Source organism: Mesorhizobium sp. M0968, from assembly GCF_040319065.1.
Classification (GTDB): Bacteria; Pseudomonadota; Alphaproteobacteria; order Rhizobiales; family Rhizobiaceae; genus Mesorhizobium.
The window spans coordinates 77,849-92,049 of record NZ_JAMYNL010000015.1 but is presented as its reverse complement, the minus strand read 5'-3'; the positions used below and the strand labels follow the sequence as shown (position 1 = coordinate 92,049).

The window sequence follows — 14,201 nt, the reverse complement described above, 5'->3', positions numbered from 1 at the left end:
ATCACTCCGCCGGCTGCGGTTCGGCGCCGGAGGCCGACCAGTCGCCCGGCCTTCTCGCCGCCGAGCGGTCAGTTTTCGGCGGCACCGGCGCATCGGGATCGATGCCGGCTTCCTCGGCAACCGAGGCCGCCCGCAGCGCCTTGGCGTTGCCGCGCCAGGAATCCCACATGCCGATGATGCCCTTGGGCAGGAACAGCGTGACGGCGACAAACAGTCCGCCCAGTGCAAACAGCCAGAATTCAGGCAGCACGCCGGTGAACCAGGATTTACCGGCATTGACCAGAAGCGCGCCGATGATCGGCCCGACGATGGTGCCGCGCCCGCCGACGGCCGCCCACACCACCACCTCGATCGAATTGGACGGCTCGAATTCGCCAGGGTTGATGATGCCGACCTGTGGCACGTAAAGCGCACCGGCGATGCCGGCCATCACCGCCGACAGGGTGAATGCGAACAGTTTGACGTTCTCCGCCCGCCAGCCGAGAAAGCGTGTGCGGCTTTCGGCGTCGCGCACCGCCATCAAAAGCTTGCCGTACTTGGAACCGACGATTGCCCAGGTGACGAAGACGGCAAACGCCAGCATGACGGCGCTGGCCGCGAACAGCGCCGACCGCGTCATGTCGGCCTGCACGTTGAACCGTAGAATGTCCTTGAAATCGGTCAGGCCGTTATTGCCGCCGAAACCCATGTCGTTGCGGAAAAACGCAAGCAGCAGCGCATAGGTCATCGCCTGGGTGATGATCGACAGATAGACGCCGGTGACGCGGCTGCGGAAGGCAAACCAGCCGAAGACGAAGGCGAGCAGGCCGGGCACCGCAAGCACCATGACCGCGGCAAACCAGAAGTGGTCGAAGCCATACCAGAACCATGGCAATTCCTTGTAGTTAAGGAACACCATGAAATCCGGCAGCAGCGGATTGCCGTAGACGCCGCGCGAGCCGATCTGGCGCATCAGATACATGCCCATCGCATAGCCGCCGAGTGCGAAGAAGGCGCCGTGGCCGAGCGAGAGGATGCCGCAATAGCCCCAGACGAGATCGAGCGCCAAGGCGAGCAGTGCATAGCAGAGGTATTTGCCGGTGAGCGCGACGATATAGGACGGCACGTAAAACGCACTTGTCGGCGAGACCGCAAGATTGAGCAGCGGCACGACGATTGCAACCGCCAGCAGGATGAAGATGGTGATGGCGACGCGGCGGTCGGCGCCGGCGGCAAAGAAGCGTCCCGTGATCATGCTTCCACCGACCTGCCCTTTAGCGCGAACAGACCGCGCGGGCGTTTCTGGATGAACAGGATGATCAGCACCAGGACGACGATCTTGCCGAGCACTGCTCCGGCATAAGGTTCGAGGAACTTGTTGACGATGCCGAGCGAGAAAGCGCCGACCAGCGTGCCCCAAAGATTGCCGACACCGCCGAAAACGACGACCATGAAGCTGTCGATGATGTAGCCGCGGCCGAGATTGGGCGAGACGTTGTCGATCTGGCTGAGCGCGACACCGGCGATGCCGGCAATGCCGGAGCCGAGTGCAAACGTCAGGGCGTCCACCCACGGCGTCCTGATGCCCATCGAGGCAGCCATGCGGCGATTGGCGGTGACGGCACGCATCTGCAGCCCCCAGGGCGTGCGTTTCATCACGTAGAGCAGCACCGCGAACACGCCGAGCGCGAATACCAGGATCCAGAGCCGGTTCCAGGTCACGGCAAGCTGCCCGATATTGAACGAGCCGGACATCCATGACGGGTTACCTACCTCCTGGTTGGTCGGCCCGAAGATGGTGCGTACGGCCTGCTGCAGGATCAGCGACACACCCCATGTCGCCAGCAGGGTTTCCAGCGGCCGTCCATAGAGGAAGCGGATCAGCCCGCGCTCGATGACAAGGCCGACGAGCGCCGCCACCAGGAAGGCCAGCGGCAGGGCGATGACCAGCGACCAGTCGAACAGGCCGGGAAAGGAATTGCGGATAACCTCCTGCACGACGAAGGTCGTGTAGGCGCCGAGCATGACCATCTCGCCATGCGCCATGTTGATGACGCCCATGACGCCGAAGGTGATGGCCAGGCCAATCGCCGCCAGCAGCAGCACCGATCCAAGCGATATGCCATACCAGATATTCTGGCCGGCATCCCACAGCGCCAGCGTCGAATTGATGTTGGCGATCGCCGCGGTCGCCGCGTCCTTCACCGCACCTTCGGAATTGGCCTCTACCGACGTGAGCAGCGACACCGCATCGCGGTCGCCGCGCGCACCGATGAGCGCGATAGTCGCCAGCTTGTCGGCCTCTGGCCTGTCTGAAACGAGAACCGACGCGGCGCGGGCCTGTTCGAGCAGCGCCTTGACGTTTGCCACGCTCTCATTGGCGATCGCGGTGTCGAGCGACTCGATGTTTGCCGCGTCCGGCGTCTTGAACATTGTGTCGGCGGCGGCAATGCGCACGGCCGGATCCTTGGAGCCGAGCGTCAGCGTGCCCAACGCATCGCGAATGACGCGGCGCAGCGTGTTGTTGACCTTGATCTTGGTGATTTCGGCCTTGGCAGCTTCGCCCGACCTTTCGCCGGTGAGCGTATCGAGCAGCTCGATACCGTCGCCGCTCTCCTTGCCGACAAAGACCAGTGAATCGGCCTTGCGGACGTAAAGGCTGCCCTCCGCAAGCGCGGCAAGCGGCCGTTCTACGGCCGGATCGCCGGAAGCCGCAAGCTCGCGCACCACGGCTTCTATCGCCGGAAAATTGGCGGCGGTGGCGAATTTGGCGATGACCACGCGCAGATCTGCTTCGCTGGCGTTCGACGGCAGCAGCGTCCCCAGGAGAAGGAGCAGCATCAGGCCAATCGCGCGGATCAGGATCATTGGTTTCTGGTGGCTCTTGAAGATTGAATGTCGCCTCCGGGCAGGCTGGAGGAGGAGCCTGCCCGGAGGCTTGCGGGTCTGGGAGGACAGACCGGGAGGATCAGTTGGTTCCCTTGCCGCCGCATTTGCCGGTGGCAACATTGAAGTTGCCGCAGGACAGAGGCGCGCGCCAATCGGAGATCAGGTCCTTGGAGTCAGGCAGGTAGTCGGACCACTCGTCGCCCATCACCAGGCCTGGCGTCTGCGAGACGGTTTCGAACTGGCCGTCGGCCTGGATTTCGCCGATCAGCACCGGCTTGGTGATGTGATGGTTCGGCATCATCGTCGAATAACCGCCGGTCAGGTTCGGCACCGAGACGCCGACCATGGCGTCGATGACCTTGTCCGGATCGGTGGTGCCGGCCTTCTCGACCGCCTTCACCCACATGTTGAAGCCGATATAATGGGCTTCCATCGGGTCGTTGGTGGTGCGTTTGTCGTTCTTGATGAATTTGTGCCAGTCGGCGATGAACTTCGCGTTCTCGGGCGTGTCGACGCTCTCGAAATAGTTCCAGGCGGCGAGATGGCCGACCAGCGGCGCAGTGTCGAGACCGGCAAGCTCTTCCTCGCCGACCGAGAAGGCCATGACCGGGATGTCCTCGGCCTTGATGCCCTGGTTGCCGAGCTCCTTGTAGAACGGCACGTTGGCGTCGCCATTGACGGTCGAGACCACGGCGGTCTTCTTGCCGGCCGAGCCGAACTTCTTGATCGCCGAAACTTCGGTCTGCCAGTCGGAGAAGCCGAACGGCGTGTAGTTGACCATGATGTCTTCCGCAGCGACGCCCTTGGCCTTCAGATAGGCCTCGAGGATTTTGTTGGTGGTGCGCGGGTAGACGTAGTCGGTGCCTTCGAGAACCCAGCGCTTCACCGAACCGCCGTCCTCGCTCATCAGATAGTCGACCGCGGGAATGGCCTGCTGGTTCGGCGCCGCACCGGTGTAGAACACGTTGCGTTCGCTCTCCTCGCCCTCATACTGGACGGGATAGAAAAGGATGTTGTCGAGTTCGCTGAACACCGGCAGCACCGATTTGCGCGACACCGAGGTCCAGCAGCCGAACACCGCCGCGACCTTGTCCTTGGAGATCAGCTCGCGCGCCTTTTCGGCGAACAGCGGCCAGTTGGAAGCCGGATCGACGACCACCGCCTCGAGCTTCTTGCCGAGCAGGCCACCCTTGGCATTCTGCTCTTCGATGAGCATCAGCATGGCGTCCTTCAGCGTCGTCTCCGAGATCGCCATGGTTCCCGACAGCGAATGGAGGATGCCGACCTTGATGGTGTCGTCGGCCGCCTTGGCGGGAACGCTCATCAGCAGGCCGGCGGTGACCACGCCGGCCGAAAACATTTTTGTTATTGTCGAGAAACTGCCCCTCATACTTTTAAACTCCCAAGCTGGTTAACTGCATCGGAACAGACCATGCAACGGCTGTGCCAATCACCGGCGAAAGATCGGAGGGTTTGAGATTTCCCAGCCCTGTCAGTCGGTTAATGTATTAGCCGCAGGAGATGAACCTCGCCTGCCAGGTTTGAAATGAGAAAAGATCACTCGTATCAGCCTAAGTTTTACTCATATACAGGCCAATGCCCGAATTTTGAGCAGCATCATATGAGCGCTGGCGAGGATTGCAGCGCCGCAGCGAAATGGGGCAAGTTCGAACCCTTAAACGAGCGACGCCATGGCCTTCCGAACGTCTTGCATTTTCATCACCATGCTTCTGCTGGCGACGACGACCGTAGCGCGCGCCGGCTTCAGCGACGGCAAGCTGCCGGACGGCTCCTATCATTGCGAAGTCTATCTGCTGGGCATGTTCCTCAGCCTCGGCGACATCACCATCAAGGGAAACGTCTATAGCGGTCCGGTTAGCTTCGGCACCGCGCCGCAGAGTTATAACTACCAGATGGATGCAGACGGGGTGATTACCTGGCTGGGTCCGCTGGGCGGCTACACCAGCGGTGGCAACTCGATCTCGCTTACGCAAGCGACGCTGGAAAGCGGAACCACCCCGTCCTTCGACATCATCATGAAGCAGCCAGACGGCGCCTTTACCGCCTCGACCTGCACGAAGCGTTGAAAAGGAACCTGGCGAGGTTCCGTACTCCGAAGTAGAAGCCGCCTAGCTCTCCGCTGCCATGTCGAGCGCCAGCCGGGTCATATCGGTGAAAAGGCCCTGGCGTTCGGAATAGTCGGTCTGCTCGCCGGTTGCCACATTGTCGACGACGGTCAGGATGGACAGCGCCCGGGCGCCGAAATCGGCCGCAATGCGGTAGAGTGCGCTGGTTTCCATATCCACGGCGAGCGCCCCCTGTGCCTGTGCTTCGGCAAAGCGTTCGCGCCCCAGCGGATGATAAAAAATATCGCTGCAGATGGTCAGTCCGGCCCGATGGTCGATGCCGAGTTCCGAAGCGCGGGCCAACGCCTGGGCCAACAATGCAGGATCGGGGCCGGCATCGGCACGATAGAGACCAAAAACCTGGCCGCTCTCCGCATTTTCGCCGCGCACCGATTGTGCGATCACCAGGCTGCGCAGCGCCATCTCGGCGGTCAGGCCACCGCAGGTGCCGGTGCGGATCAACGTTTTCGCACCGTAGAAGTCCAGCAGCTCGTGCACGTAGACCAGGAATGACGGGACGCCGATGCCGGTGGACTGGATGCTGACAGGCTTGCCGCGAAACAACCCGGTAAAGCCGAGCGCGCCGCGGCGGCGGTTGACGCAGCGCGGCGCTTCCAGAAAGGTCTCCGCCATCCATTCAGCGCGCTGCGGGTCGCCCGGCAGCAGCACCGTGCTTGCGTAGTCGCCTTTGCTAGCCTCGTTGTGTGGCGTCACGGCATGCTTTCCAAAACCCGTCGCCCGTTTCGCCTGTAATCATGGCAGTCTCACGACATTGCGCAAGCGGAGCGTTGGAAGGGTCAGGATTCCAGCATGTCCTTTACGATCGTGGCCAATTGCTTGAGCGAAAACGGCTTCGGCAAGAAGCCGAAATGCGCGTCGGCCGGCAAGTTCTTGGCGAACGCGTCTTCGGCATAGCCGGACACGAAGATAAACTTGATGTCGGGCTGCCGTTTGCGCAATTCGCCAAGCAGCGTCGGGCCATCCATTTCCGGCATCACCACGTCCGACACCACGACGTCGACCTTGCCGCCGAGCGCTTCGTAGACTTCAAGCGCCTCGACGCCCGACGACGCCTCGTGGACGGTGTAGCCGCGCGATTTCAGCGCCCGCATGCCGCCCATGCGCACGGCGTCCTCGTCTTCAACCAGCAGCACCGTGGCCGAGCCCGACAGATCCTTGGCTGAGTCGGTGATCTTGGCAGGGGCGGCCGGCACTTCTCCAGCCTCGCCCGCCTTCCTTGCCTCCGCAATGTGCCGCGGCAGGAAGATGCGGAACACGGATCCCTTGCCGACTTCGGAATCGCAGAAGATGAAGCCGCCTGTCTGCTTGATGATGCCATAGACCATGGACAGGCCGAGTCCGGTTCCCTTGCCAACCTCCTTTGTCGTGAAGAAGGGCTCGAAGATCTTTTTCAGCACATCAGGCGCGATGCCGCTGCCGCTGTCCTCGACCTCGACCAGCACATAGTCGGCCGGAGTAAGTTCGCGGTAGGAAAAGGTCTTGCACTCTCCGGCGCTGACGTTGCGGGTGCGCACCGTGAGGTCGCCGCCGGCCGGCATCGCATCGCGCGCATTGACCACCAGATTGACCACCACTTGCTCGAACTGCCCGATATCGACCCTGACCGGCCACAGGTCGCGGCCATGGTCGATCTTGAGCTTGATATCGTTGCCGACCAGCCGGGCAAGCAGCATTCTGAGATCGGCGAGCACGTCGGTCAGGTTGAGCACCTCCGGCCGCAGCGTCTGCTTGCGCGAGAAGGCCAGCAACTGCCGCACCAGCGAGGCCGCCCGGTTGGCATTCTGCTTGATGTTCATGATGTCCGGGAATGACGGATCGGACGGCCGGTGGTTGGTCAACAGCAGGTCCGAGGCCATGATGATGGCGGTCAGCACATTGTTGAAATCATGCGCGATGCCGCCGGCGAGTTGGCCGACCGCCTGCATCTTCTGGCTCTGCGCCATCTGGCCCTCGAGGGCCTTTTGCTCAGTGGTCTCGACGGCATAGACGATGGCCGATTCCTCGGCGCCCTCGCCACCGGTACCGTCTGCGACCGCGTTGACGTAGAAGCGTATGTGACGCTCCTCATTGCCGGGCAGCACCGTATCGATCGGCTCGATGTCAGCCTGTTGCTGGCGTGCCTTTTCGAAGGCCGCGGCGAAAGCCGGCCGGTCGCGCTCGTGGATCACCGTATCCAGCCGCACACGCCGATCGACCGCGTCGCGGTCGACGACCGAGGAAAACAGCGACAGGAATGGCGCATTGGTGCGCAGGATGCGGCCGGCATGGTCGACGCCGGCTATCGCCATCGGCGTCGAGTTGAAGAACCGCGTGAAGCGTATTTCCGATGCGCGGAGGTCGGCCGAAGCGTCCTCGCCTTGCGTCCGGTTGAGCACGATGGTGCGAGTCGGGCCGTTGAGACCCTCTCGGCTGGCCGAGACACGATGCATGAAGCGCACCGGCAGCGCCTCGCCGGTCATCGTCGTCAGATCGAGGTCGATAACGGCATTGCGCGTGGTACCAGCGTCGGCCTTGACCGAACGGACCAGCGCCATGCCGTCGCCGGCGACGATCTCCGGCAGCGTGATGGCGCCGGGAGTGAAGCTGGCCAGGTCGATGCCCAGCCACTCCGCAAGGGTCGCGTTGATATAGGTGACGCGGCCTTCCTGGTCGGCCGAAAAGAAACCGGCCGGCGCATGGTCGAGGTGATCGATCGCCTTTTGCAGGTCGAGAAAGAACCGCTCCTGCTCGGCCCGTTCCTGCGAGATGTCGGCAAGCTGCCAGGCAAGCATGGGCAGCCGCTGGCCGGGAACGCTGAAGGCGCGGGCCCGAACGCGGTACCAGCGAGCGCCGGGTTCGGCGCCTGGCCGAATGGACTGCGCGAGCCGAAACTCGCCGTCGCCAGGCTGGCCGTCACGCAGGCCTGACGCCAGCCGGTATATGGTCACCGAGGCCTCGGGAACGTCTGAAAGCAAACCTTCGACGGTCTTGAGGTCGGCGGCCGACTCGGCACCCGTCATATCAGCATAGGTCCGGTTGGCGTAGATGATACGGCCTTTGGTGTCGGTGACCAGGAGACCTTGCGACATCGAATCGACGAAAGCTTTCGACAGTTCGTCGCTTGTCGAGCGCGGCGTGATGTGCACGAAGCCGATCGCAGTGGCGAATAGAAAGCCGACGCCGATCATCGCCAGCACGCCAAGCATGCCAAGCAGGAATGGATCGCCAAGGCGCTCGCGGAAAAGGCCGAAGACGATCGCTGCCCCAGTCAGGACGACGATGAAGACGATGAGCCGGGTGACCGCTCCCGGTCGCGTGTTCTGGTCGACGATAGGTACCGGATAGAAATCGCCGCGCGCTTCCTTGGCCATGTGCCCCCTGCTCGTGAATTCCGGTGTCGGTTGAATCATATTCTCAGGGTTGGGAAAAGGCCCGGCTGCAGATGTCCGCTAAAAATGACGCCGTTCGGCTCCCGGCGTTTCAAGCTGTTCACGAAGCGTGAAAGGCAACTTGCGGTGGCCTGCCGCAACAGTCTAGTGTCGCTTCTCTTCGAAAGCTGATTTTGGGGGAACCAATGCTGCAATGGCTGGATGGCGTGGCGGGTCCTGGTTATGCCGCAGCAATCCTATGGACGTTTGCAGTACTTGTCCTTCTGCTCATCATTCTTCTTATCATCAGGCTGATCCGCAGCCTGACGTTCGGGACATTCGTCGCCGGCGGCAGGAACCGCAAGACGCGGCTGGCTGTCATGGATGCCACAGCGGTCGACAGTCACCGGCGGCTGGTGCTGGTGCGCCGTGACGATATCGAGCACCTGCTCTTGATCGGTGGTCCGACCGACGTCGTCGTCGAGCGCGACATCAGGCTCTCGGCGTTGCGGCGCCCGGCATTGACCGGAGACAACGGCCACCAGCCGGCAGCAAGGTCTGCTTCGACCACAGCCGCGCCGGTGAGGCAAGCGCCACCGCAGCCGGCAAGCGTAACCGCGACCCCTGTCCGAGCCCGCCAGACGGCGACGATGCCGGCAACAATGCCGGCGCCGGCGCCGAAACCGGCATCGAACGTCACGCCGTTGCCAAGTTATGGATCCGTCAACGCCAGTGCCTCGCGGCATGCGCAGCCGCCGGCAAGACAGGACTCCCCGGCAAGATACGAGCCGCCGGCACAGCACGAGTCGATTGACGATGCGCTGATGAAGGAGCTGGAGGTTTCCCTCGACGAGCCACGCTTCAGCCAAACGCCGAGCAAGCCGGTGGCGAAGGCATCACCCTCTCTCGACGACGAGATGACGAAGCTCCTCGGCGAGTTGTCCAATCAGAAAAGATAGGCCGATAGCGAACGGCCAATGAAAATGGCCGGAAAACCGGCCATTGTGAACGCTTTACCGATGCCGCTGTTTTTCCCGGCGATTCAGTCGTCGCGGTAGACCTTCTCGCGCCGCTCATGGCGCTCCTGTGCCTCGATCGACAAGGTGGCGATCGGGCGCGCGTCGAGCCGCTTCAGCGCGATCGGCTCGCCCGTCTCCTCGCAATAACCGTAAGTGCCTTCGTCAAGGCGCTGGAGGGCCGAATCGATCTTGGAGATGAGTTTTCGCTGGCGATCGCGGGCGCGAAGTTCGATGGCGCGGTCGGTTTCTGAGGAGGCGCGATCGGCGAGGTCGGGGTGGTTGGCGTTTTCCTGCTGCAGGATTTCGAGAGTTTCGCGCGCTTCGCGCAAGATGTCGTTCTTCCAGGTGACGAGCTTCATGCGAAAGTAGGATTTCTGCCGCTCGTTCATGAACGGCTCGTCTTCGGAGGGTACGTAATCGGCGGTAACGATGTCGTTCATTCGACTCACCCAACAAACCCCAAATTTGGCGCCTATATATTCGCGGACCGAAAGCTGCACAAGGTCAATCGACGACAGTTTCACGCAATTGTTAGTCTCGGACAAAACGGCATCGGCGATGCCCTTTTTGCGAAGAATACGACCGAATCCGTACATGATTCGCTATGCTTGAGGGGCGCTTGCCATTGCGCACGGAGCTCTTCTGATGGCAAATCCTGCGGCGTGCTGACGGGTTCGGTGCCCGGCACAACGGGGATCCGGTGACCAGACTGTACCTGCTGAGGCATGCGAAGGCCGGCTGGGCGCTGCCTGGCGTGGCTGACTTCGACCGCCCGCTCGATCCATCCGGCTTCGCCGATGCCGAAGCGATGGGCGTCCTGATGCGTTCCCGCAAATACGCACCGGCCCTCACCCTTTGCTCAAGCGCCAAGCGCGCCCGCCAGACGCTGGAAAGCCTGGCTGGCCACACGGACACGGGCCGGGTGCTGTTCTGTGACACCCTCTACAGCGACGATGCCGCCGCGTACCTCACTGCCATCCGGCAGAATGGCGGGCTGGATGCCTTGCTCGTCATCGGCCACAATCCGATGATTGAGGATCTCGCCATGGCGCTCTCGGGCGACGGCGACGAGACCGCGCGGGCCATGCTGAACCACGGCTTCCCGACCTCCGCACTTGCGGTGGTCCGGTTCAACGGCAGACTTGCCGAGGCTGCGCCAGGCACCGGCTATCTCGAAGCCTTCCTGACGCCTGCCGATATCTGAGGCCATTTCAAAGCCGCGCATCAAAGCCTATATCGGATCCTGACCGGCCCGCGAGAACAGATTTGCCATCAGCGCTGACGACTTTTACCGACGAGGCGAAGATTGCCTTGGATACGTTGTCAGGCCGCGCTGCCGGGCTTTTCGCTCCGTCACTGCGTCTTGGCGTGACCGGGCTGTCCCGCGCCGGCAAGACGGTGTTCATCTCGGCCCTTGTGCACAATCTCGTCCATGGCGGACGCTTGCCGCTGTTTGAGGCACAAAAATCGGGGCGCATCGCCAGGGCTTTTCTCGAAGAGCAGCCGGACGACGCGGTCCCACGCTTCCAGTACGAGGATCACATCGCAGCTCTTGTCGACGATCGCGTCTGGCCGGATTCGACGCGTGCGATTTCCGAACTGAGGCTCACCATCGAATACGAATCGGCCTCTGGCTGGAGCCGCATGTTTTCCGCCGGCAAATTGTCGGTCGACATCGTCGATTATCCCGGCGAATGGCTGCTCGACCTGCCGCTGCTCGGCAAGTCCTACGCCGATTTTTCGCGTGAGGCCTTCGAGATGGCCGTGTTGGCGGTGCGTGTCGACCTTTCGCGGGAATGGCGGGCGCTCTCCGATCCGGTCGACCCCAACGCCGAGGCCGACGAGATGACGGCGCGCCGTCTCGCTGAGAGCTTCGCGGCCTATCTCAAGGCCTGTAAACTCGACGAGCGGGCGCTTTCGACCTTGCCGCCCGGCCGCTTCCTGATGCCCGGCGATCTTGAAGGCTCGCCCGCTCTCACCTTCGCGCCGCTGCCGAATCTGGGCGGCCGGCGCGCCCGCTCGGGATCGCTGCAGGCTATGATGGAGCGGCGCTACGAGGCTTACAAGACGCATGTCGTCAAACCGTTTTTTCGCGAACACATCACGCGTCTCGACCGCCAGATCGTGCTGATCGACGCATTGCAGGCATTGAATGCCGGCCCCGGTGCGATGGCCGATCTAGAGCGCGCGGTCACCGAAATCCTGTCCTGTTTCCGGCCCGGCCGGGGCAATTTCCTGACCGACCTGTTTTCGAGGCGTATCGACCGTATATTGGTGGCCGCGACCAAGGCCGACCATCTGCACCACGAAAGCCACGACCGGCTGCAGGCGATCGTGCGGCGGCTAGCCGACCGAGCCGTGGCGCGGGCGAATTTCACCGGCGCCGACGTCAACGTCGTCGCTATGGCTGCCATGCGCGCGACCCGGGAAGGCACGGTCAAGCAGGGCCGCGAGACTTTGCCGGTCATTATCGGCATGCCGTTGCGCGGCGAAAAAATCGATGGCGAAACCTTTGACGGAAAGACAGAAACAGCCATATTTCCCGGTGACTTGCCGGAGAAAGTTGATGCGGTGTTCGATGTTTCCGAATCGACCCGCCGGCAGAACGATGACGACCCCGCGATCCGCTTCGTGCGCTTTCGCCCGCCGAAACTCGAGCGCACCGCCGAGGGCGTCACGCTGTCGCTGCCGCATATCAGGCTCGACCGCGCGCTGCAGTTCCTGATCGGAGATCATCTCGCATGAGTGCGCCCCGCAGACCGGCGGCCTTTCGCATCGAGCCGGAGCCCCAGCAGAAGGAAGATTCGACGGCTCACCATACTGCGTCCGGGGCCGCGCCGGCGCGAAAGCCGCGTACCGTGACGGCGGATCTTGCCGTGGTCACACCGGCGGAGATCGACGTCTTCGACGAGCCTGATATCGTCGCCGCCGAACCGCCGCCGGCGATTGCGCCGCGAAAACGTTCGCTGCTTGGCAGCCTGTTCTTCGGCGCGCTGGGCGTTCTAGTTTCGCTCGCCGTCGGCCTCTGGACCGACCAGCTGATTCGCGACCTGTTCGAGCGCGCCGAGTGGCTGGGCTGGCTGGCTGCCGCTATGGCCGCGATCGCCATCCTGGCGCTTCTGATCATCCTCGTGCGCGAATTCATGGCGATTGCCCGCCTTGCCGAGGTCGAAAAGTTGCAGAAGCGGGCGCTCGATGCAATTGCCCGTGACGATCCGAAGGCCGCCCGCGCCGTGGTCGACGAGTTGTCGGTCTTTGTCTCGGCCAAGCCTGAAACCGCGGCCGGCAGGCGCTCGCTGGCCGAATTGCGCGGCGAGATCATTGACGGCGGCAATTTGGTGCGCCTGGCCGAGACCGAGATACTCGGCCCGCTCGATGCCCGCGCCAGGGTGATGATCCTCGAAGCGGCGAAGCGCGTCTCCCTGGTGACCGCGGTCAGCCCCCGCGCGCTGGTCGACGTCGCTTATGTCGTGTTCGAAGCCGGCCGGTTGATTCGCCGGCTGTCGGAACTTTATGGCGGCCGCCCCGGCACGCTTGGCTTTTTTCGCCTGGCGCGCAGCGTTCTGGCCCATCTCGCGGTCACCGGGTCGATCGCCGTCGGCGACAGTTTCGTCCAGCAGATCGTCGGCCACGGCCTTGCCGCCCGGCTCTCGGCCAAGCTCGGCGAAGGCGTCGTCAACGGCATGATGACTGCGCGCATCGGCATTGCAGCGATGGAAACCGCAAGGCCCCTGCCCTTTTACGCGGTCAGGCGGCCCGGATTGGGCGATTTCCTCTCCGCGCTGACCTCCTTTGCAGCAAAGAAAGAAAAAGAAACATCCGCTTCCGGAACGTGACTATTGCCTTGGGGTGACAAAGCATTAACCAATCTTGTCCATGGTCGGAAGCGTCCAAACCAGTCTCTTTGTTGCCGGGTGTCGTCGATGAAAAGCGTTATTCTGTCCAGCGGGCTGCCCGTGGCGCTCGCGCTTGTCGCAACCGTCGGCATTGCCGGAAAGACCTCGGCGGCGGAACCGGACAAGCAGTTCTTTCGGTCGGTCGAAGGCAAATGGGTCGGCCCCGGGGAAATCGTTGCCGGCAAATACAAGGGCACGAAATTCACCTGCAGCTTCATCGGCTCGACGCCTGACGGCAAGGTCGGCATGTCGCTCGACGGCGGCTGTCGGGTAGGCATGTTCACCCAGCAGATGTCGGCAACGATCGAACACAAGGGCCGGCAGGGCTACAAGGGTAGCTTTATGGGCGGGGCCGCCGGCTCCGGCCTCGACATTATCGGCGGCAATGTCGTCGATGCGCACAAGGTGGTTTTCACCATCAATCGCAATCAGTTGCGCGGCGTGATGCAGGCGCTTGTCCCCGACGACAATTCGATGACAGTGACCGTTGCCGTGCGCGTCGACCAGCAGCTGGTCCCGGTCATCGGCATGAAGCTGAAGCGGATCGATGCAGTCGAGGTCGGCTCCATAACTCCGAACTGAGCTTTCAGCGTGAGAAGGGCGGCGGCCAAACGGCGCCGCCCTCTTTTGATTTGCAAATAAGTGCTCAGCCTTTGATCGCGGCAATCACCTCGTCATAGGCCTTGCAGGCCGCGGCTGCTGTCGTGCCGCCCTGATACTTGGTTGTCACCGCCTGAAAGGGCCGCGACTTGATCGTCGCTCGCCCTTCACTGGCCGAAGCCGGGTCCTTAGCGCCGGATTGCTGGAACAAGCAACGCGCGGGAGCCCATTATCCTGTTCAGTGCGCCTGCAATATCGCCTTCACAACGCGCCGGATTCGCACTGTTCGATCCGCCCCGAAGCCCCTATCTTGGCCGCTTGTTG

Annotated in this window: 13 protein-coding genes; 6 read left to right on the top strand and 7 right to left on the bottom strand. The window is 62.6% G+C overall.

From position 1 onward, the window contains the following. Nucleotide 1 precedes the first annotated feature (1 nt). The 3 genes from urtC to urtA form a co-directional block, all read right to left on the bottom strand. Nucleotides 2-1,234 (bottom strand): urea ABC transporter permease subunit UrtC, encoded by a 1,233-nt coding sequence (gene urtC, locus NKH67_RS23015; protein WP_352471709.1) that lies wholly within the window; start codon nt 1,232-1,234, stop codon nt 2-4. After that, nucleotides 1,231-2,847 carry an urea ABC transporter permease subunit UrtB gene (gene urtB / locus NKH67_RS23010; protein ID WP_352471710.1) on the bottom strand — a complete coding sequence of 539 codons (1,617 nt, stop codon included), beginning with the start codon at nt 2,845-2,847 and terminating at the stop codon, nt 1,231-1,233. Before urtB ends, urtC begins: the two co-directional genes overlap by 4 nt. 100 nt (nt 2,848-2,947) lie before the next feature. Next, on the bottom strand, nt 2,948-4,258 hold the full coding sequence (urtA, locus tag NKH67_RS23005; protein ID WP_352455694.1) for an urea ABC transporter substrate-binding protein: 1,311 nt from the start codon (nt 4,256-4,258) through the stop codon (nt 2,948-2,950). Nucleotides 4,259-4,559: 301 nt separating this feature from the next. On the opposite strand from urtA, the gene NKH67_RS23000 reads away from it, so the two are divergent. Continuing rightward, on the top strand, nt 4,560-4,955 hold the full coding sequence (locus NKH67_RS23000; protein ID WP_352502497.1) for a hypothetical protein: 396 nt from the start codon (nt 4,560-4,562) through the stop codon (nt 4,953-4,955). A 42-nt stretch (nt 4,956-4,997) separates the two neighbouring features. On the opposite strand, the gene NKH67_RS22995 is transcribed toward NKH67_RS23000, so the two are convergent. Then, entirely contained in the window at nt 4,998-5,708 is a 711-nt protein-coding gene (locus tag NKH67_RS22995) for a purine-nucleoside phosphorylase (RefSeq protein ID WP_352502496.1), read from the bottom strand. 83 nt (nt 5,709-5,791) lie between these two features. Next, nucleotides 5,792-8,365, bottom strand: coding sequence for a cell cycle histidine kinase CckA (cckA, locus tag NKH67_RS22990; RefSeq protein WP_352502495.1), 2,574 nt, complete (start codon nt 8,363-8,365; stop codon nt 5,792-5,794). Nucleotides 8,366-8,568: 203 nt separating this feature from the next. On the opposite strand from cckA, the gene NKH67_RS22985 reads away from it, so the two are divergent. Beyond that, nucleotides 8,569-9,321, top strand: a complete 753-nt coding sequence (locus NKH67_RS22985) for a hypothetical protein (protein WP_352502494.1) — start codon at nt 8,569-8,571, stop codon at nt 9,319-9,321. An 83-nt stretch (nt 9,322-9,404) separates the two neighbouring features. Here the strand turns inward: NKH67_RS22985 and dksA are convergent, their stop codons facing one another. Next, nucleotides 9,405-9,821, bottom strand: coding sequence for an RNA polymerase-binding protein DksA (dksA, locus tag NKH67_RS22980; protein ID WP_023674847.1), 417 nt, complete (start codon nt 9,819-9,821; stop codon nt 9,405-9,407). Between the two features lie 260 nt (nt 9,822-10,081). On the opposite strand from dksA, the gene NKH67_RS22975 reads away from it, so the two are divergent. The 4 genes from NKH67_RS22975 (at nt 10,082) to NKH67_RS22960 (ending at nt 13,859) form a co-directional block, all read left to right on the top strand. Further along, nucleotides 10,082-10,585 carry a SixA phosphatase family protein gene (locus NKH67_RS22975; RefSeq protein ID WP_352471715.1) on the top strand — a complete coding sequence of 168 codons (504 nt, stop codon included), beginning with the start codon at nt 10,082-10,084 and terminating at the stop codon, nt 10,583-10,585. Between the two features lie 62 nt (nt 10,586-10,647). Then, nucleotides 10,648-12,126 (top strand): YcjX family GTP-binding protein, encoded by a 1,479-nt coding sequence (locus NKH67_RS22970; protein WP_352502493.1) that lies wholly within the window; start codon nt 10,648-10,650, stop codon nt 12,124-12,126. Beyond that, nucleotides 12,123-13,217: a YcjF family protein gene (locus tag NKH67_RS22965; protein ID WP_352471717.1), complete on the top strand. Its 1,095-nt coding sequence runs from the start codon at nt 12,123-12,125 to the stop codon at nt 13,215-13,217. The genes NKH67_RS22970 and NKH67_RS22965 overlap by 4 nt, the downstream gene beginning before the upstream one ends. Nucleotides 13,218-13,304: 87 nt before the next feature. Further along, nucleotides 13,305-13,859 carry a hypothetical protein gene (locus NKH67_RS22960; protein WP_023674843.1) on the top strand — a complete coding sequence of 185 codons (555 nt, stop codon included), beginning with the start codon at nt 13,305-13,307 and terminating at the stop codon, nt 13,857-13,859. A gap of 64 nt (nt 13,860-13,923) precedes the next feature. On the opposite strand, the gene NKH67_RS22955 is transcribed toward NKH67_RS22960, so the two are convergent. Then, entirely contained in the window at nt 13,924-14,088 is a 165-nt protein-coding gene (locus NKH67_RS22955) for a hypothetical protein (protein WP_352471718.1), read from the bottom strand. Between the last annotated feature and the right edge of the window lie 113 nt (nt 14,089-14,201).

Coding starts and splice junctions, on each gene's coding strand:
- urtC (WP_352471709.1), bottom strand. CDS start 1,234: ATGATCACGGGACGCTTCTTTGCCGCCGGCGCCGACCGCCGCGTCGCC.
- urtB (WP_352471710.1), bottom strand. CDS start 2,847: ATGATCCTGATCCGCGCGATTGGCCTGATGCTGCTCCTTCTCCTGGGG.
- urtA (WP_352455694.1), bottom strand. CDS start 4,258: ATGAGGGGCAGTTTCTCGACAATAACAAAAATGTTTTCGGCCGGCGTG.
- NKH67_RS23000 (WP_352502497.1), top strand. CDS start 4,560: ATGGCCTTCCGAACGTCTTGCATTTTCATCACCATGCTTCTGCTGGCG.
- cckA (WP_352502495.1), bottom strand. CDS start 8,365: ATGGCCAAGGAAGCGCGCGGCGATTTCTATCCGGTACCTATCGTCGAC.
- NKH67_RS22985 (WP_352502494.1), top strand. CDS start 8,569: ATGCTGCAATGGCTGGATGGCGTGGCGGGTCCTGGTTATGCCGCAGCA.
- dksA (WP_023674847.1), bottom strand. CDS start 9,821: ATGAACGACATCGTTACCGCCGATTACGTACCCTCCGAAGACGAGCCG.
- NKH67_RS22965 (WP_352471717.1), top strand. CDS start 12,123: ATGAGTGCGCCCCGCAGACCGGCGGCCTTTCGCATCGAGCCGGAGCCC.
- NKH67_RS22960 (WP_023674843.1), top strand. CDS start 13,305: ATGAAAAGCGTTATTCTGTCCAGCGGGCTGCCCGTGGCGCTCGCGCTT.